Origin of the sequence: Gottfriedia acidiceleris, from assembly GCF_002128425.1 — a bacterium.
GTDB lineage: Bacteria > Bacillota > Bacilli > Bacillales > Bacillaceae_G > Gottfriedia > Gottfriedia acidiceleris.
This window is the reverse complement of sequence record NZ_NESS01000005.1, coordinates 148,152-167,612: the sequence shown is the minus strand read 5'-3', so window position 1 is coordinate 167,612 and position 19,461 is coordinate 148,152. Positions and strand designations below refer to the sequence as shown.

The following is a 19,461-nucleotide window of genomic DNA, read 5'->3' as shown; positions in this document are numbered from 1 at the left end:
TGGCAAGTTGGAAGGATGTAACGAAATGAGAATAATGTTTATAGGCGATGTAGTTGGTTCAAATGGTAGGGCAATGGTAAAGGCTAATATTCAAGCTTTAAAAAGGAAATATAATCCTTCAGTAACAATCATTAATGGTGAAAATGCAGCGCACGGTAAAGGAATAACAGAAAAAATTTACCGAGAATTTTTAGAATTAGGTGCTCAAGCAGTAACGCTTGGTAACCATGCTTGGGATAAAAAAGATATTTTTGAATTTATTGATCAAGCAAAGTACTTAGTTAGACCAGCTAATTTCCCTGAAGGTACACCTGGTAATGGATTAGTATTTTTAAATTTTAATGATGTTGAAATAGCCGTTATTAATTTGCAAGGTAGAACATTTTTACCACCACTTGATTGTCCTTTTAAAAAAGCTGATGACCTAATAAAAATCGCTAAAAAAAGAACAAACATCATTTTTGTTGATTTTCATGCTGAAGCAACAAGTGAAAAAATTGCTATGGGCTGGTATTTAGATGGAAAAGTAACAGCGGTTGTTGGTACACATACACATGTCCAAACAGCTGATGAGCGAGTTTTACCTGCTGGTACGGCGTTTATTACGGATGTTGGAATGACTGGTCCATATGATGGGATTCTAGGTGTTACGAAAGAAGCTGTCATTAAAAAATTCTTAACGAACTTACCAGTGAGATTCGAAGTAGATGAAGGTAGAGGTCAGCTAAGTGGTGTAATCATCGAATTAGACAAACAAACTGGGCTAGCAAAATCCATTAAGAGAATACAAATAAATGATGATCATCAAGAGCTTTAATATTAATTAAATGAATTGTGAAAATTTTTAAAAAACTTTTAAATATTTGCAGGAATAACTTCTTGTTATCGAGAATAGTTTTTATTGTACACAATAATAGCTTTGTTAGTACAAGGAGGATCAGGAATGGAAATATTAAAAGTTTCAGCAAAGTCAAACCCTAATTCTGTAGCAGGAGCACTTGCAGGTGTATTGAGAGAGCGTGGTTCAGCAGAAATCCAAGCAATTGGTGCTGGCGCGTTAAACCAAGCTGTAAAAGCAGTTGCAATTGCAAGAGGATTTGTTGCACCAAGTGGTGTAGACCTTATTTGTATCCCTGCATTTACAGATATTCAAATCGATGGGGAAGAGCGTACAGCGATTAAATTAATCGTAGAACCTCGTTAATAATAACAACCTGTAGCCTAAAGCGACAGGTTGTTTTATTTTTACTTTAAGAAACACGATTAAGATTACCTAAGTTTGTCATTAAAAAAGTGGAACTATGACTTTAGCTTCGACTAAAGGCTCGTCGGAAGACGAGTTTTTTTGTGTATATTTATTACGTTTATTCATGGAATTTATTAATATGTTACACTAGTTTCAATAGTCAAAAAAAAGGAAGGGTGTTAATTTATGAAAGTGTTTGATGCTCATTGTGATGTACTGATGAAATTACTAGAAAAGCCTTCGATCAATTTTGAAAATGATGATTCACTACAAGTTTCAGTTAATCGATTAAGACAAGGGAATAGTAAAATACAATGTTATGCCATTTATATTCCCGAAAATGTACATAAACTAATCAAATTTGATGCAGCTCTTCAATGTGTCACTCTTTTTTATGAAAAAATAGTTACAGAAAATAATAATATTAAAGTTATTCGAACAAAAGAAGATGAAGTTGGATTAAAAAGACATGAAATGGGTGCTATTTTGACGCTAGAGGGCTGTGACGCACTTTTAGGTGATATTAATCGCCTAAAGATATTACATCGTCTAGGGGTACGTAGTGTCGGTTTAGTATGGAATTATGCAAATGAAGCTGCAGATGGAATTCTTGAAGAAAGAAATGGGGGATTAACTAATTTTGGAAGAAGTGTAGTTCATTACTTAAATGAGCATAATATGTGGTGTGATCTTTCTCATTGTACTGAAGCCGCGTTTTGGGATGCATTTGAACATGCAAAATATCCAACTGCGACTCATTCAAATGCTAAAGCGATTTGTAAAAATCCAAGAAACTTAAATGATGAACAACTAAAGGCTATGTTTAATAGAGGTGCAATTGTAGGGATTAATTTCTATCCTACATTTTTAGTCGATGAAGGTGTTGCAACGATTTCAGATATTATTAAACATATCGATTATATGTGCTCACTCGGTGGAGAAAAATTTATCGCGATGGGATCAGATTTTGATGGAATAGATACTCATCCAACAAATTTACATCACGTAGGACTTTATCAAAATTTAACAAATGAATTGCTTAAACACTATACAGAACAGCAGGTTAAAGGCTTTATGTATGAGAATTATTCATCATATATCCATTACAAATAACATGTTACTAGTTCAGAATAATAAAAATATAAAAATTAAAGGAATAATTTCTTTCAAAATCATTGATTTTTTTGGTTAATAGGTCTAGAATTGAAAGCGAATTAACTCATATCAAAAGATATGTCTTAAATCGCTTTCATTCTTTTATCATGAAATGAATGATATGCAAAAAAATTATCCATTTATAATTTAATTTATTACGAATGAGGGCATTCAAAGGGGTGTAGGAAATGATTGAACAACTTTCGTGGAAAGTTGGAGGACAACAGGGTGAAGGTATCGAAAGTACAGGTGAGATTTTTGCAATTGCGTTAAACCGTTTAGGTTACTACTTATACGGATATCGTCATTTCTCTTCTCGTATTAAAGGTGGTCACACTAATAACAAAATTCGTGTAAGTACAACTGAAGTTCGTGCTATTTCAGATGACTTAGATATTTTAGTAGCATTTGACCAAGAAACAATCGATGTAAACTTTTATGAATTGCGCAAAGGCGGTATTGTAATCGCTGATGCTAAATTTAATCCGACAATTCCAGATTCAACTGACGTAACACTTTATTCAATTCCATTTACAGAATTAGCTACTGAACTAGGTACTTCATTAATGAAAAACATGGTTGCAGTTGGAGCTTCAAGTGCAATTTTAGGTCTTTCAATTGAAGTGTTCAGAGAAGTTGTAGATGAAATTTTTGGTAAAAAAGGTCAACAAATTGTTGAGAAAAACATAGAAGCAATCGCACGTGGAGCAGAAGAAATGAGAGAGATGCTTGGCGTGAATGTAAATAAAATGCAATTATCAGAAGCTGATGGTAAAAAACGTATGTTCTTAATCGGTAATGATGCAATCGCAATGGGTGCATTAGCTGGTGGTTCTCGTTTTATGGCAGCGTATCCAATTACGCCAGCATCTGAAATTATGGAATACTTAATTAAAAAATTACCTCAGTATGGTGGAGCAGTTATTCAAACTGAAGACGAAATTGCTGCATGTACAATGGCAATCGGTGCTAACTATGCTGGTGTTCGTACATTAACATCTTCTGCAGGTCCTGGTCTTTCATTAATGATGGAAGCAATCGGTCTTTCTGGTATGACTGAAGTTCCTTTAGTAATCGTTGATACTCAACGTGGTGGTCCAAGTACTGGTCTTCCAACTAAACAAGAGCAATCAGACTTAATGGCTATGATCTACGGAACTCACGGTGAGATTCCAAAAGTAGTAATCGCTCCAAGTACAGTAGAAGAAGGATTCTACGATATGGTGGAAGCGTTTAACGTAGCTGAAGAATTCCAAGTACCAGTTATCGTAATTACTGACTTACAACTTTCTTTAGGTAAACAAACTGTTGAACCACTTCAATTTGAAAAAGTACAAATTCGCCGTGGTAAGTTTGATTATAAACAAGAATTACCTGTATCTGAAAACAAAGAATACTTCAAACGTTATCAAGTGACTGAAGATGGAGTTTCTCCTCGTGTAGTACCAGGTATGAAAGGTGGAATTCACCACGTAACTGGTGTTGAGCATGATGAAATGGGTAAACCATCTGAATCACCAATCAACCGTAACCAACAAATGGATAAACGTATGCGTAAGTTAAACAACCTAAAATTCCCTAACCCAGTGTTAGTGAACTCTAAACACGACGATGCTGATGTATTACTAGTTGGTTTCAACTCAACTCGTGGTGCGATTGAAGAAGCAATGGTTCGCTTAGAGCAAGATGGTATCAAAGTTAACCACGCTCATATACGTCTAATTCACCCATTCCCAACAAACGAATTAATGCCTGAGCTTAAAAAAGCTAAACGCGTAATCGTTGTTGAAAATAATGCTACTGGACAATTAGCAAGCATTATTAAAATGAATTGTGGTCATGCAGAAAAGATTTCAAGCTTACTAAAATATGATGGAAATCCTTTCTTACCAAAAGAAATTTACAATACTTGCAAGGAAGGAGTTGTTCTAAATGGCAACATTTAAAGAATTTCGTAATAATATCAAACCAAACTGGTGCCCAGGATGTGGAGACTTCTCTGTACAAGCATCTATTCAACGTGCAGCGGCAAATGTTGGTTTAGAACCTGATAACCTTGCAGTAATTTCTGGTATTGGATGTTCTGGTCGTATTTCTGGATATATTAACTCTTACGGTTTACATGGTATCCATGGTCGTTCACTTCCAATTGCACAAGGTGTAAAAATGGCTAACCGTGATCTAACTGTTATCGCTTCAGGTGGTGACGGAGATGGATTCGCAATCGGTTTAGGTCACACAATCCATGCAATTCGTCGTAACATCGACATTACGTATATCGTAATGGATAACCAAATCTATGGTCTTACAAAAGGTCAAACATCACCTCGTAGTGATGTAGGTTTCAAAACTAAGAGTACGCCACAAGGTTCTGTTGAATCTGCACTTTCAGTAATGGAAATGGCATTAACAGCTGGTGGAACATTCGTAGCTCAAAGTTTCTCAAGTGATTTAAAAGAGTTAACTTCATTAATTGAGCAAGGTATTAACCATAAAGGTTTCTCTTTAATTAACGTATTCAGCCCATGTGTAACTTACAATAAAGTAAACACATATGACTGGTTTAAAGAAAATCTTGTTAAACTTTCTGATGTTGAGGGATATGATCCATCAAACAAAGAAATGGCTATGCAAACATTAATGCAAAATAAAGGTTTAGTAACTGGTCTTATTTACCAAAATAAAGAGCAAAAATCTTACCAACAATTAATTTCTGGTTACAGTGAACAACCATTAGTAGAATCAGAACTTCAATTAGAAAAAGCACAATTCGAAAAATTAGTTGCTGAATTCATGTAATAAAAAGAAAAACTCCTCATTTTTTGAGGAGTTTTTTTATTTTGCATGACAATTTATTGTGAAGGATACTTCAATTTAATGTTGAAGTAGTTTGTAGTTAGGAGTGTTTTGATGATGAATATTAAAATAAGAAGACCAAGAATAGAGGACATGAAAGAGTTAAATCAATTTTTTAAAATAGTAATTACAGACACTTTTGCAAAAGAAGGTATTAGCAATCAGGTGGAAAGTATGAATGAAGAAATCGAAACAAAAGGAATTTATTTAGAAAATTATTTTGAAAGTAATGGTGAAAAACGATTTTTTTTGATTGCTCTAGAAAACGAAAAAATTATTGGGTCGATTGAATATGGTCCAACTAGTGATCTTATTTTAAATTGTACAAACCATGCATTAAAAGGCATACCTGAGGTCGGTACTGTATTTGTACATCCGCACTATCAAAAAAATGGAATAGGAAATTTATTATTAAAGAATATGTACGTTACGCTACAGAATAAAGGGATAGAAGAATTTTGTTTAGATAGTGGCTATTGTAATGCCCAAAAAATCTGGAAAAAGAAATTTGGGGAACCTGATTATTTATTAAAGGACTATTGGGGAAAGGGGTATGATCATATGATTTGGAAAATTAAAGTCAGCGATATATTAATATAGCAAAGCCTAGTCTTTTGTTTATCACTAACCTTCTTTGATCTAAGTTTATCCTACATATTCACAAAATTAAATGGAGGGTTCTAATTTTGGACAGACATCCTCCATTCTTTAATTACAAAATAACACTTAAATAAATTCTTAAATTAAAAAATAGGCAAATAAAGGATATAGCTTCATATTATCGAATTTCTTAATTAAAAATAATTGAAAGGAGAAAAGTCTTGATATTCTCACTCGTACCTGCTTTAATAACTTTTGTTTTGGTAAGTATTCTTTCACCCTTTTTAATTGCTACATTAAGAAGATTGAAGTTGACTCAACCTATAAGAGTGGAATTACCAGCTGAACACCAAAATAAAAAGGGAACGCCTTTAATGCTTGGAAGTATATTTTTGGTTGGTATTTTAGTAGCGTTCGTTAATTATTCAAGTCCACTTATGCTTTTTTTAGTTGGAACTTTTATTTTATTCAGTGTTGTTGGTTTTTTTGATGACTTTTGGAAAGCATCAAAACAGGATCCAGGAGGAATATCGGCTAAGACAAAACTAGTTTTTCAATTTTCTTTTACTATTTTTTTACTTATCGTATTAATTAATTTTTTTGATATAGACACAACCTTTCGTATTACGGATTCTATAAGTATATTTTTACCATTATGGATTTATTTGGCCCTAATCACTTTGTTTATTGTAGGATCAGCTAATGCAATTAATTTTACTGACGGAATGGACGGACTGCTTGGTATGGTATCAATCCCTACCTTCTTTTTCTTTTTTCTGATTTCTGATCATATTGAAGTGAAAATTTTTAGTCTAATCATGATCGCTAGTTTAGCTGGTTTTTTAATATATAACTTATATCCAGCTAAGGCATTTATGGGCGATACAGGATCAATGGCAATTGGTGGTTCTTTATCTTTTTTAGCGATAATTGAAAAAGTCGAAATCTTGATTCCATTGTTGTTTTTCATTTATTTAGCTGAACAGTTTTCCGTTATTTTTCAAGTTTTCTACTTTAAAAAACGAAAAAACGACTATTTCTTATGGCCCCTATACATTTTCACTATGGAATTAAATATGGTTGGTCAGAAAATATCATTGTCATGAATTTTACGATTGTTTCTTGGACAGGTTGTTTCTTAAGCTATTTATATTTTTATTTTTTTATGTAATTTAAGTACCAACAGTTATCATAATGAATATTTTTGTGAGGATCCTATGATGGATTCTCTTTTTATGTTGCAATTATATGTCTAAGTTTAGACTTGTTCTATTAAAGTGATTTGCCATTTAGACATTTCATTATTAAAGACAGTTGGATGGAATAAAAGGTGCTTTTAACACTCTTAGCGAACCTCAGGTCACATTTCACGAGTGAGTAACCTATTTTGGAAATCAACATTCTTCTATTATTAATTAAAGCGCTTTATTATTTAAAGAATTGTTTTTTCAATAATGAATAAAATTATTCAAATATACTACTATTATCGGCTTTCTTTTTTGCGTAACGCACATTGTATATTGTAGAATAACGTTATATACTTAAGTAATGTGTGGACGCTCGAGATGAAAGGAGATTGTTTCATGAATGAACAACAACGCCTTCAAGGCACTAATATAAATAATTCAAAAGATAAAAACGATAAAGATTATAGTAAATACTTTGAAAAAGTTTACCAAGCTCCGTCTTTAGCTGATGCAAAGCGTCGAGGTAAAGAAGAAGTTACGTATGATCGTGGTTTCGAAATTCCTGAAGAAATGAGAAATTCAGGTGTAGGTAAGAAATTCTTAATCCGTACTTATGGCTGCCAAATGAATGAGCATGACACAGAAGTAATGGCAGGTATTTTAACGACGATGGGTTATGAAGTAGCTACATCTGCTGAAGATGCTGATATTATTCTATTAAATACATGTGCAATTCGAGAAAATGCTGAAAATAAAGTGTTTGGTGAAATTGGTCACTTAAAACCGTTAAAACTTCAAAGACCGGATCTATTAATTGGAATTTGCGGTTGTATGTCTCAAGAAGAAGCAGTCGTTAATCGAATCTTACAAAAACATTCATTTATAGATATGGTATTTGGTACACATAATATTCATAGATTACCATTTATTATACAAGAAGCGATGTTTAGTAAAGAAATGGTTATTGAAGTATGGTCAAAAGAAGGGGATGTAATCGAGAACCTTCCAAAAGTGCGTCGTGGAGAAATTAAAGCTTGGGTTAATATTATGTATGGCTGTGATAAATTCTGTACGTACTGTATTGTTCCTTACACACGTGGTAAAGAACGTAGTCGTCAACCTGAAGATATCATCAATGAAGTACGTGAATTAGCTAGACTGGGCTATAAAGAAGTTACTTTATTAGGTCAAAATGTAAATGCTTATGGTAAAGACTTAGATGATGGTAAATATGGATTAGGTCATTTAATGGATGAAATCCGTAAAATTGGTATCCCACGTGTTCGCTTTACTACAAGCCATCCACGTGATTTTGATGATCATTTAATAGAAGTTTTAGCAAAAGGTGGCAACTTAATGCCACATATTCATTTACCAGTTCAATCTGGTAGCTCTGAAGTTCTAAAACTAATGTCACGTAAATATGATCGTGAACAATACCTAGAACTTGTAAGAAAATTAAAAACAGCAATGCCACATATTTCATTTACAACAGATATCATTGTTGGATTCCCAAATGAAACTGATGAGCAATTCGAAGAAACGATGACATTATATGAAGAAGTTGGTTTTGATTTAGCATTTACATTCATTTATTCACCACGTGAAGGTACACCGGCTGCAAAAATGGTAGATAATGTACCAGAGAGTGTGAAAAAGGAAAGATTACAACGTCTTAACAATCTTGTAAATGAAAAATCTAATGAATTTAATAAACGTTTTGAAGGTCAAATACTTGATGTATTGGTAGAAGGAGAAAGTAAGAAAAACCCTGATGTACTTGCTGGGTATACTCCTTATAATAAACTTGTTAACTTTAGAGGTCCTAAATCAATCGTTGGTCAAATTGTAAAAGTAAAAGTTACAAAAGCAAAAACTTGGTCATTAGATGGAGAATTAGTAGAAGAAACAGTAGAGGTGCTATAATGGGAAAATATACAAAAACTGATATCGTTGAACGTGCAAAAGAATTAGCAGTAATGATTTCTGAAACAGAAGAAGTAGACTTTTTTAAACGTGCTGAAGCACAAATTAACGAGAGTGAAACTGTAAGAGCTTATATTGAAGAAATTAAGTCATTACAAAAACAAGCAGTTAATTTAGAGCACTGGGGTAAAAAAGAAGCACTTAAAAAGGTTGAACAAGAGCTTGATGAATTAAATGAAAAATTAGAAACAATTCCAGTTGTACAAGAATTTCAATCTTCTCAAGTAGAAGTTAACGATTTACTTCAATTAATCGCTCACACGATCTCTAATGGTGTGACAGACGAAATCATTAAATCAACAGGTGGCAACTTATTAAGTGGTGAGACAGGTTCAAAAGTAGCACATGGCCCTGATGCTTGCAAAACAGATAGCTGCAGCCATTAATTATTTAAGACTCAGACATGCAATTAATTTTGCTGCCTGAGTCTTTTTTTTATGTAAAGCTAATAAAGTAATTACTAAATAGCCTAAATATCATAATTTTTATGTTTATTTTTTAAATTCTTCAATTTAGAGTCAACTTTATTAGGCTGTCGTCATACAATTTATCATCACATGTTTTTTTAACTTGTATAAAAGAATTTTCATGTCATTAACACATTCCGCATATGTCACGCATAGAATGAAATGAAAATGGAACGAGGAGGGTCACACCTATGTCTGAACGCGAACATAGAGAGATTATAACGAAGGCAGTCGTAGGAAGAGGCAAGAAATATAACAAAGTCACACATACAATCACACCAAATCATACTCCATCAAGTATTTTAGGCTGCTGGGTTATAAACCATGTATATGATGCAAAAAAATGTAAAGATGGAGTAGAAGTATCTGGTAAATATGATATTAATATTTGGTACTCCTATGGTGATAATACGAAAACAGAAGTAGTTCCAGAGGCTGTTAAGTATCATGAAGTAGTAAAATTAAGACACAGAGATGAAAATTTTACTGGCGAAGATTGTGAAGTTATTGCTAGATCATTAAAACATCCAAATTGTTTAGATGCAATTATTTCTCCAAATGGTAATCGATTTATTGTAACAGTAGAGAAAGAAGTATTAGTTGAAGTTGTAGGTGAAACGAAAGTAGTCGTACTTGTTGCACCACATGGTGTACACGACGATGACGATTTCTTTGATGTAGATGATGAGTTTGAAGATTTAGATCCAGATTTTGTTTTAGAGGGCGAAGAAGAGTAAGTTAGGCTAGGGAGGTGATACTTCCTAGCTTTTTTATTTTGCCATTCATCAATCAATCGAAAGTTTTCTTTGTCTTAACTTTCGAACTTTCTAGAGGCTTCGTCAAAATGTGATATAATATGCGAAGAATGTTTTTTGATGGAGAGGATACAAATGGCAACTTATACGCCAATGATTGAGCAATATTTAAATATAAAGAAAAATTACCAAGATGCATTTTTGTTTTTTAGACTTGGTGATTTTTATGAAATGTTTTTTGAAGATGCAATAAAGGCATCTCAAGTTTTAGAAATTACTTTAACCGGACGAGCAGGAGGAACTGATGAACGAATTCCTATGTGTGGTGTACCATTCCATTCTGCTGCTGGATATATAGAACAATTGGTTGAAAAAGGATATAAAGTAGCGATTTGTGAACAGGTCGAGGATCCAACGGTCGCAAAAGGAGTAGTAAAAAGAGAGGTTGTTCAGTTGATTACTCCAGGGACGCAAATGGAAGGTAGATCGATTGATGAAAAGCAAAATCATTATATCTCAACATTATCAGAAGTAACGCCAAGTTCATATGCTTTAGCTTGGATTGATTTGACGACTGGTGAAGGCAATGCTTTATTACTTAGTGGATCAATTGAAGAAGCAGTTTTAAAAATTGCAGCTACAGGTACAAAAGAAGTTGTTGTAAATGAAGATTTTTCATCTAAAGCGATTCAAACACTTGAAAAAAGCTTTTCAATTACTGTTTCATTCGAGGAGAATGATCGTTTAACAGAGGAATTTACAAATGTTGTAAGATCAATTGAACAAACTAGTTTAAAAACAACTGCAGCAAGATTATTAAACTATTTATCGAGAACGCAAAAACGAACACTATCTCATCTTCAAGAAATCGTTGTTATTAATCAGCATGATTTTTTAAATATGGACATGTATTCGATGAGAAACCTAGAGTTAGTTGAAACTCAACGTTCAAAAAATAAGCAAGGATCGTTGAATTGGTTATTAGATGAAACGAAAACAGCGATGGGTGGAAGATTACTAAAAAAATGGATTCAACGTCCACTAGTAAGTACTAAACAAATCGAGCACCGTTTGACCATTGTGGAATTGCTTATGGAAAACTATTTTATACGTGAAGATCTGAAGGAATTATTAAAAGATGTATATGATTTAGAGCGCTTAGCTGGTAAAGTCTCATTTGGTAATGTAAATGCAAGAGATTTATTACAATTAAAACGTTCACTTCAAACAGTACCTTCAATTGTTCATGCTTTAAAATCAATTAATCATGAAAATATTGATGAACTAATTAATCAAATAGATCCATGCGAAGAGCTTCAAATGCTTTTAGAAAATGCAATTATTGAAGATGCTCCTTTATCAATTAAAGAAGGAAACATTATTAAAGATGGCTTTCATAAAACATTAGATGAATATCGATTCGTTAGTAAGAACGGTAAAAATTGGCTAATGGAATTAGAGCAAAGAGAAAGAGAAATTACGGGGATTAAGTCCTTAAAAATTGGATATAATCGAATTTTCGGCTACTTTATCGAGGTAACTAGATCAAATATTAATCAAATACCAGAAGGACGTTACGAGCGTAAACAAACGTTAGCGAATGCAGAACGCTTTATTACGGAAGAGCTAAAAGAAAAAGAAACGATGATTCTAGAAGCCGAAGAAAAAATGATTGGGTTGGAATATGAGTTATTTATTTCAATACGAGAACAAGTAAAACAATATTTATCTAGACTTCAAACATTAGGACAAGTAATTAGCCAAATTGACGTATTACAAAGTTTTTCTGTAGTAAGTGAAAAAAATGGATATGTAAGACCAACATTTACCGCAGATAGAGAATATATCGTGAAGAATGGAAGACATCCAGTAGTCGAAAAGGTATTACTAGGTTCAGAATATATTCCGAACGATACAAATTTCGATGTTGATACCCATCAATTTTTAATTACTGGACCTAATATGGCTGGTAAAAGTACGTATATGAAACAAGTTGCATTAATAAGTATATTGGCTCAAATTGGATGCTATGTACCTGCTGAATATGCAAAACTACCTATTTTTGATCAAATATTTACTCGTATTGGAGCTGCAGATGATTTAATCTCTGGACAGAGTACATTCATGGTCGAAATGCTAGAAGCTAATTATGCAATCACGAATGCTACAGAAAAAAGTTTAATCTTATTTGATGAAATTGGTAGGGGAACATCAACGTATGATGGAATGGCTTTAGCACAAGCAATGATTGAATATATACATGATCATATCGGAGCAAAAACACTTTTTTCTACCCATTACCATGAATTAACGGTATTAGCAAATCAACTTAAGTTTTTAAAGAACATTCATGTAGCGGCAAAAGAGCAAGAAGGAAAAGTATTATTTCTTCATAAAATCTTTGAAGGTGCAGCGGATCAAAGTTACGGAATCCATGTTGCTGAATTAGCAAATCTTCCGAAAGATGTCATCATTCGAGCAAAAGAACTATTAAGTGATCTAGAATCAAATAATCATTCTTATGTTAAAGAGGAAATTGAAAATAAAGAAAAAGAGATTGTAAATAATCAAGAACTGATAAAAGAAATTGATCAAACAACCGATAAAGAAGATGCTGGATCCCAGTTAAGCTTATTTGACGATCCTCAACCGATGGTTAAAGAAGTTGTTAAAAACCATCCTGTAATCGATCAATTAAAGGGAATTAATATATTAGAATTAAATCCAATGGAAGCATTTAATTTATTATATGAACTTCAAAAGCAAGTTAAAAAATGAAAAGAGGGCCAATTGGCCTTTCTTTTTATTAATAGTTAAAATTATGTTAATAGCGTAATGAACTATACCTTATTAATTGTATAGTTCATTTATTTGAGAGAGGAGGTTCACTTATGTCAAAGATACAGAAGTTAGATGAAATTTTAGCCAATCAAATAGCAGCTGGTGAAGTTGTAGAACGTCCTGCATCAGTTGTTAAGGAATTACTTGAGAATGCAATTGATGCGATTAGTACACGTATTACAGTTGAAATTAATGACGGTGGACTCTCACGAATTTTTGTAAGTGATAATGGCGAAGGGATGACAAAGCAAGATAGTATACTTGCATTTGAGCGTCATGCAACTAGTAAAATAAAAGATGAAAATGACTTATTTCGAATACGGACATTAGGCTTCCGCGGTGAAGCATTGCCGAGTATTGCATCTGTAAGTTATGTAACGGTAAAAACTTCAACAGAAGTTGGCCCGGGAATTGAAACAATTTTAAAAGGTGGAGTTTTGCAATCTCAAAAAGAAATTGCTAAATCCAAAGGGACAAGTATTGAAGTTTCAAATTTATTTTTTAATACACCAGCTAGATTAAAATATATGAGAACAGTCCAAACAGAATTAAGTAATGTGACAGACGTTGTCTATCGTCTAGCCTTAGCAAATCCACAAATCGCTTTTGATTTAAAACATAATGATAAATTAATGTTCCGAAGTAATGGAAATGGAGACGCAAGACAAATTCTTGCTTCATTATACGGCCTACAAATTGCTAAAAATATGGTTCATTTTAAAGGCGAGTCATTAGACTTTCAAATTGAAGGCTATTTATCAATGCCTGAATATACAAGAGCAACTAGAAACTATATTTCACTATATGTAAATGGAAGATATGTAAAACACTATGGCGTAAATAAATCGATTAGCGAAGGCTATCATACTTTGCTACCAATTGGCCGTTTTCCAATCGTTTCGTTATTTATTAAAATGGACCCTCAATTAGTCGATGTAAATGTTCATCCAACAAAACAAGAAGTTCGTTTTAGTAAAGAGGATCAATTATTTACATTAATTACTGAAAGTATAAAAAAAGTTTTTAGGGGTCGTTCTCTTATTCCTGAAATTACCCGAACAGCTCCAAAGGAAAAAGTATTTAGTGAACAATCTACATTTTCGTTTGAACATTCTTCTATAAAAGAAGACGTAGAAAAGAAATTACCTTTTTCGCTTCAAGAACGTTATAATACTAATTCGAATTATTCGGATGAAACTAATGAAACAGTAAGTAAAGAAAATTCAATTGAATTCAATGAATCTATTCAAAATGACTTTTCAATTCCAACCGATTATGAGAGTCTTTATTTTGAAACACATGGATCTAATAAAGACGTAGGTTATTCAAATTTTGTAAATGAGGACGACCAATCAAATATAGAAGAAACGGTCATTGTTAACGAAGAAGTATATGATGAGCAAAATATAGACCAACTACCTCCTTTATATCCAATCGGTCAAATGCACGGAACATATATTATTGCTCAAAATGAAAAAGGATTATATTTAATTGATCAACATGCTGCCCAGGAACGTGTTTACTATGAATATTTTAAGGAAAAGATAGGGGAAATTGCATCAGAACTACAAACTTTATTAATTCCAATTACATTTGATGTTTCACCAGAGCAAGCTATTTTATTAGACCAATATCATGATGAACTTCAAGAAGTTGGACTATTTATCGAGAAGTTCGGATCAAATAGTTATGTCATTCGTGAACATCCAAATTGGTTTCCAGAAGGGCAAGAAGATACATTAATCGATGAAATGATTCAAGAACTATTAAAACGCGGTACAATAAATATAAAAAAACTGCGTGAAGAAAAAGCCATCATGATGAGCTGTAAAGCATCAATAAAAGCAAATCAATATATAACAAACGATGAAATTTTTAATCTATTAGAATCGTTGAGAAAATCAAGCAATCCATTTACTTGTCCTCATGGCCGACCAATCGTAATCCATTTTAGTTCGTACGAGCTTGAAAAAATGTTTAAGCGTGTAATGTAATAAAATAATTTTAAATTTTTAAGGAGCTTTCTCATAGATCAGGTTAACTGATATATGGTTGCTCCTTTTTTTATCCACTTTTGTTAAAACGAGTGTTCCAGTAAAAAGTTAGACTTTTAGGGCACCCTCGTTTTAATGTTATTTAACAACTCCAATCACAAAACCATCATATCCTTTTAATCCAACAGTCTGAATTGCGGTAGTGTCAATACGAGAATCTGTAGCTATTAGATCCATTAATTGACGGACACCTTTGACACTTTCATCGTGACTCGTTTCATAAATTACTTCTCCGTTTCGAACAACATTATCCACAATAATTAATGCGCCAGAGTTTGCTAATTGTAATGCCCATTTTAAATAGTGAGGATTATTTGGTTTATCGGCATCAATAAATATGAAATCAAATAAAGGCTTTGAGTCTTTTAAAGTTGGCAATGTATCTAACGCTTTTCCTATAATAATTTCCACTTTATCTTGCAATTTTGCTTCCTTAATATTTTGTTCAGCAACTTTTGCATGGTCTTGGCTAATTTCTAAAGTTGTTAATTTCCCATCTTCGGGAAGAGCACGAGCTAACCAAATACTACTATATCCACCTAAAGTACCGATTTCTAATATATTTTTAGCGCCTTTAATTTTTGCTAAAAGATAAAGTAATTTACCTTGAGTAGGAGATACATCTATACTAGGTAGACCAGCATGATGATTTGCAAGTAATACATTTTCTAAGATTGGATCATTCGGAATTAGCTTTTCTATGAAATATGCATCAACATCGTTCCAAATTACGTTATTAGGCAAGAATTCTTCCCCCTTACTTTTTAATGTTTCAAAAAAGTATATGGTAATGTTTTATAAAAATGCTTCTACATGAAAAAAGTCATACGTATGAAGTTAAAATTAAGTAGTACTTAATCAGTTTGTTTTATGGAATTGTGTTTGCTAAAATAAATTGGTAGTAAAATTAACCAGTAGAGGAGATCTTTCTATGATTAATAAAATCGGTAAAGTTACTGTTTATGTACAAGATCAAGAGCAGGCAAAAGATTTTTGGATTAATAAAATGGGGTTTGTTCTTAAATTAGAAATGCCAATGGGACCTGATGCAAAATGGATTGAAGTAGCTCCAAGCGAAAGTGAATTTACTACTTTAGTTCTTTACTCTAAATCTTCAATGGAACAACATAAACCAGAAAAAATAGCTCATCCATCTGTACTTTTTAGTACAACAGATATTGAAGCTGCTTATGAAAAAATGAAACAAAACGGTGTAAAAGTTGATGACTTGATGAAAATGCCATACGGTTCAATGTTTAATTTCTACGACCAAGATGGTAATGACTATTTATTAAGAGAAGACAAATAATACATAAAAAAAAAAGAGTTGTTTCCATTTAGGAAATAACTCTTTTTAATTAAATAAGATGTTCGAATTTTACTCGTTTATTTAAATAGTACATAATTGGTATACCAATAACCATCACTACAAATTCACCAATGGCTGTTGTTAAATAAGTCATTGGGAAAGGTAAATGAAATGCTAGTTTTAATTCGATTGCGATTAAGAACATAGTAATCGTAAAAACAATCGTGTTAACAATCATTCTCGGTATAATCCCTTTTATGAATTTTGACGTTGCAATTGTAATGAATAAAGAAATAATTGATTGCCCAACACCAAAGACTAAATCATATGCCATAATTGGAGAAAAGAAAAAATTAGCTAATATAACTCCTAAAACTACTCCATATATGTACTTTTTATTAAAAACGACTAAATGGTTAAATATTTCGGATACACGAAATTGTACATTCGTAAATCCGAATGGCTGAATAAAGTACGTTACTGCAATATATAGTGCAGCAAATACTCCATTAACAGTAATTGTCTTTAACTTCATTTTGTTTCTCCTTAGTTTTTTTTCGTGGGAGGTTCTCGAACCACGTAAAATATATTTTTTAAACGTAAGATTAAATATTATACTTAAAAATATTTTTAGTCAATAATAATAAAGAAATTAATTGTGAAAATAAGTTCAAAAAAATACTTTATAAAAATTATACTATACTGATATAATTAACTAAACAGAACAAAAGATTTTTCTTTCAGTTTAAAATGAAAGGACTGACAAAATGACAATTCCTTCTAATCCATATATTTTAGTATTTGGTGTTTCTATATGTGATATTATCGGTTTTACGAAAAAAAATTATCGTCCATATGATTCAAATCCAGGCAGTGTAAAAGTATCATTTGGTGGTGTTTGCCGGAATATTGCAGAAAATATGGCAAAGGTAAACTTAAATACAAAGTTTATTTCTGTCATAGGTGACGATATCAATGGAATCAACATGTTAAATCATGCAAAAAATATAAACATCGATATGGAAGATACATTAATTATTAAAGGTGAATCTACTCCAACATACGTAGCCATTTTAAATGAAAGTGGAGAAATGGTCTCAGCAGTAGTGGATTTAAATATTACAAACAATTTTACAAAAGAGTTTATAGACTCTAAAGCAGATGTTATTCGATATGCTGAATATATGGTAGTTGACGCGGATAATCCTAGTATTTTAGCTTATTTATTAACAAATTTCCATAAAGACACTAAATTTATTTTAGATCCTGTATCTGCATCAAAAGCTTCAAAAATTAGAGATTATATTAAATATTTTCATACGATTAAACCAAATCGACATGAAGCCGAAGTATTATGCGGATTTAATATTACTTCAGTTGAAGATGTACGAAAAGCAGGAAGATATTTTAGAGAATTAGGCGTAACGAATGTTTTCATTAGTTTAGACGCTGAAGGAATTTATTATAATGATGGAATAGAAGAGGGAATTATCCAAGCAGATGGTGTTTCTGTTGTTAATGTAACGGGAGCGGGAGATGCTTTAGTTGCCGGTATCGGATATGGCTATATGAATAATATGAGCATTGTTGATACAGTTAAATTTTCCGTGTCAATGTCTTCTATTACAATTTCACATGTCGATACGATAAACCCGAATATGTGTTGTAACGTTGTTGATCACCATATTAATGAACTTAATTGGGTAGAAATGCAATTTTAGCCTGAGAACCTTTTAAAGGGTTCTTTTTTTTGTAAGGTAATTAATAATATTGAGAAAGTAAAAACTGCTTCTACAAAAAAGAACCTCACTTATGGCAAGGTTCTTTTGATCATTAAAGAGAGAAAACTAAAATATCTCTCACACTTTCCTTATCTAAAATTTTGTAACCACCAACTATTGGTTTTACGAAGGATTTTCCAACTAATTCGTCTAAACGAGAGTCATCAATTTGATAATCTGCTAAACGGTTTGGTGCACCGATTGAATTCCAAAAACTTCTTAGTGCTTGGATTCCTTCTTCTGCAACTTGTTTTGTTGTTTTACCTTCTTCAGAAATTCCAAAAACATTCGTTGCAAGCATTTTAATTCTGTTAGGATCATATTCTAAGCAGTGACTTAACCAGTTAGGGAAGATGATTGCTAATCCACCGCCGTGTGGAATATCGTAAATGGCAGATACTGCATGTTCAATTTGATGTGATGCCCAGTCGCCGCCATCCGTACCATTTAATAACGTATCATTAAAGGCTGTCGTTCCAGCGTACATAATTGTTTCACGTAAATCATAGTTTTCTAAGTCTTTAACAAGCTTTCCACCAGCTTCGATTACTGTAATTAATAAACTTTCGATAAAGCGATCAATCATAGGTGTGTTGCTAACACGGTGGAAATATTGCTCTAATGCATGTGACATAATGTCAACAATACCATAGATTGTTTGATCTAAAGGTACCGAGAATGTATAAGAAGGGTCTAATATTGAAAATTTAGGAAAAACGAGCGGATTACTCCATCCTCTTTTTTCATTCACATCCATATTTGATATGACTGATGTGCAGTTCATTTCTGAACCAGTTGCAGCTAAAGTTAAAACAGTACCAAAAGGAGTTGCACTAGTAGGTTGGGATTTTCTAGTAATAAGATCCCACACATCTCCTTCGAATGGAACGCCAATTGCTATAGCTTTAACACAATCGATTACACTTCCGCCACCTACAGCTAAAATAAAATCTATTTTTTCATCTCTACAAATATGAATACCTTTTTGAACCGTTGTAAGTCTCGGGTTTGGTTCAACACCAGAAAGTTCAAAAATCGTTTTACTACTGAGTTGGTTCATTACATCATCATATACGCCATTTTTTTTAATACTGCCACCACCAAAAACGACAAGTATACGATTATAATTTTGTACTTCATTTGCTAATTGTTCAATTTGATTTTTCCCAAACCATAATTTAGTTGGGTTATGTTGTAAAAATGGAATCAAGGTCTTGCTCCTTC

Annotated in this window: 17 protein-coding genes and 1 riboswitch; of the genes, 14 read left to right on the top strand and 3 right to left on the bottom strand. The window is 32.5% G+C overall.

The window, feature by feature from the left end:
- Positions 1-25: 25 nt before the first annotated feature.
- The 12 genes from B6K90_RS11435 to mutL all read left to right on the top strand — a co-directional run bounded on the left by B6K90_RS11435 (position 26) and on the right by mutL (position 15,087).
- Positions 26-817, top strand: a complete 792-nt coding sequence (locus tag B6K90_RS11435) for a TIGR00282 family metallophosphoesterase (protein ID WP_088012882.1) — start codon at positions 26-28, stop codon at positions 815-817.
- Positions 818-943: 126 nt separating this feature from the next.
- Positions 944-1,204 carry a stage V sporulation protein SpoVS gene (spoVS, locus tag B6K90_RS11430; RefSeq protein WP_044893696.1) on the top strand — a complete coding sequence of 87 codons (261 nt, stop codon included), beginning with the start codon at positions 944-946 and terminating at the stop codon, positions 1,202-1,204.
- A 228-nt stretch (positions 1,205-1,432) separates the two neighbouring features.
- Positions 1,433-2,359, top strand: coding sequence for a dipeptidase (locus B6K90_RS11425; protein ID WP_088012880.1), 927 nt, complete (start codon positions 1,433-1,435; stop codon positions 2,357-2,359).
- 230 nt (positions 2,360-2,589) lie between these two features.
- Positions 2,590-4,347, top strand: a complete 1,758-nt coding sequence (locus tag B6K90_RS11420; protein ID WP_088012879.1) for a 2-oxoacid:acceptor oxidoreductase subunit alpha — start codon at positions 2,590-2,592, stop codon at positions 4,345-4,347.
- On the top strand, positions 4,334-5,200 hold the full coding sequence (locus tag B6K90_RS11415; RefSeq protein WP_088012878.1) for a 2-oxoacid:ferredoxin oxidoreductase subunit beta: 867 nt from the start codon (positions 4,334-4,336) through the stop codon (positions 5,198-5,200). Before B6K90_RS11420 ends, B6K90_RS11415 begins: the two co-directional genes overlap by 14 nt.
- Positions 5,201-5,311: 111 nt before the next feature.
- Positions 5,312-5,857, top strand: coding sequence for a GNAT family N-acetyltransferase (locus tag B6K90_RS11410; protein WP_088012876.1), 546 nt, complete (start codon positions 5,312-5,314; stop codon positions 5,855-5,857).
- Between the two features lie 221 nt (positions 5,858-6,078).
- Positions 6,079-6,963 carry an MraY family glycosyltransferase gene (locus B6K90_RS11405; protein ID WP_328588114.1) on the top strand — a complete coding sequence of 295 codons (885 nt, stop codon included), beginning with the start codon at positions 6,079-6,081 and terminating at the stop codon, positions 6,961-6,963.
- A gap of 477 nt (positions 6,964-7,440) precedes the next feature.
- A complete protein-coding gene (miaB, locus tag B6K90_RS11400; protein WP_088012875.1) occupies positions 7,441-8,970 on the top strand; it encodes a tRNA (N6-isopentenyl adenosine(37)-C2)-methylthiotransferase MiaB in 1,530 nt (509 codons plus the stop codon).
- Positions 8,970-9,416 carry a RicAFT regulatory complex protein RicA family protein gene (locus tag B6K90_RS11395; RefSeq protein WP_088012874.1) on the top strand — a complete coding sequence of 149 codons (447 nt, stop codon included), beginning with the start codon at positions 8,970-8,972 and terminating at the stop codon, positions 9,414-9,416. The genes miaB and B6K90_RS11395 overlap by 1 nt, the downstream gene beginning before the upstream one ends.
- Before the next feature lie 272 nt (positions 9,417-9,688).
- A complete protein-coding gene (gene cotE / locus B6K90_RS11390; protein WP_088012873.1) occupies positions 9,689-10,234 on the top strand; it encodes an outer spore coat protein CotE in 546 nt (181 codons plus the stop codon).
- Positions 10,235-10,387: 153 nt separating this feature from the next.
- Entirely contained in the window at positions 10,388-13,030 is a 2,643-nt protein-coding gene (gene mutS / locus B6K90_RS11385) for a DNA mismatch repair protein MutS (protein WP_088012872.1), read from the top strand.
- Positions 13,031-13,143: 113 nt separating this feature from the next.
- Positions 13,144-15,087, top strand: a complete 1,944-nt coding sequence (mutL, locus tag B6K90_RS11380) for a DNA mismatch repair endonuclease MutL (protein WP_088012870.1) — start codon at positions 13,144-13,146, stop codon at positions 15,085-15,087.
- A gap of 138 nt (positions 15,088-15,225) precedes the next feature.
- Here the strand turns inward: mutL and B6K90_RS11375 are convergent, their stop codons facing one another.
- Positions 15,226-15,891 carry an O-methyltransferase gene (locus tag B6K90_RS11375; RefSeq protein WP_088012869.1) on the bottom strand — a complete coding sequence of 222 codons (666 nt, stop codon included), beginning with the start codon at positions 15,889-15,891 and terminating at the stop codon, positions 15,226-15,228.
- A gap of 187 nt (positions 15,892-16,078) precedes the next feature.
- On the opposite strand from B6K90_RS11375, the gene B6K90_RS11370 reads away from it, so the two are divergent.
- A complete protein-coding gene (locus B6K90_RS11370; protein WP_088012868.1) occupies positions 16,079-16,456 on the top strand; it encodes a VOC family protein in 378 nt (125 codons plus the stop codon).
- Between the two features lie 49 nt (positions 16,457-16,505).
- Here B6K90_RS11370 and B6K90_RS11365 read toward each other — a convergent pair whose 3' ends face one another.
- Positions 16,506-16,991, bottom strand: coding sequence for a QueT transporter family protein (locus B6K90_RS11365; protein WP_088012866.1), 486 nt, complete (start codon positions 16,989-16,991; stop codon positions 16,506-16,508).
- 5 nt (positions 16,992-16,996) lie between these two features.
- A riboswitch (PreQ1 riboswitch) is annotated at positions 16,997-17,041 on the bottom strand.
- Positions 17,042-17,223: 182 nt separating this feature from the next.
- Here B6K90_RS11365 and B6K90_RS11360 point away from each other — a divergent pair.
- Entirely contained in the window at positions 17,224-18,177 is a 954-nt protein-coding gene (locus B6K90_RS11360) for a carbohydrate kinase family protein (protein WP_088012865.1), read from the top strand.
- A gap of 112 nt (positions 18,178-18,289) precedes the next feature.
- Here B6K90_RS11360 and B6K90_RS11355 read toward each other — a convergent pair whose 3' ends face one another.
- Complete coding sequence (locus B6K90_RS11355; protein ID WP_088012864.1) at positions 18,290-19,447, bottom strand: iron-containing alcohol dehydrogenase; 1,158 nt, start codon at positions 19,445-19,447, stop codon at positions 18,290-18,292.
- Between the last annotated feature and the right edge of the window lie 14 nt (positions 19,448-19,461).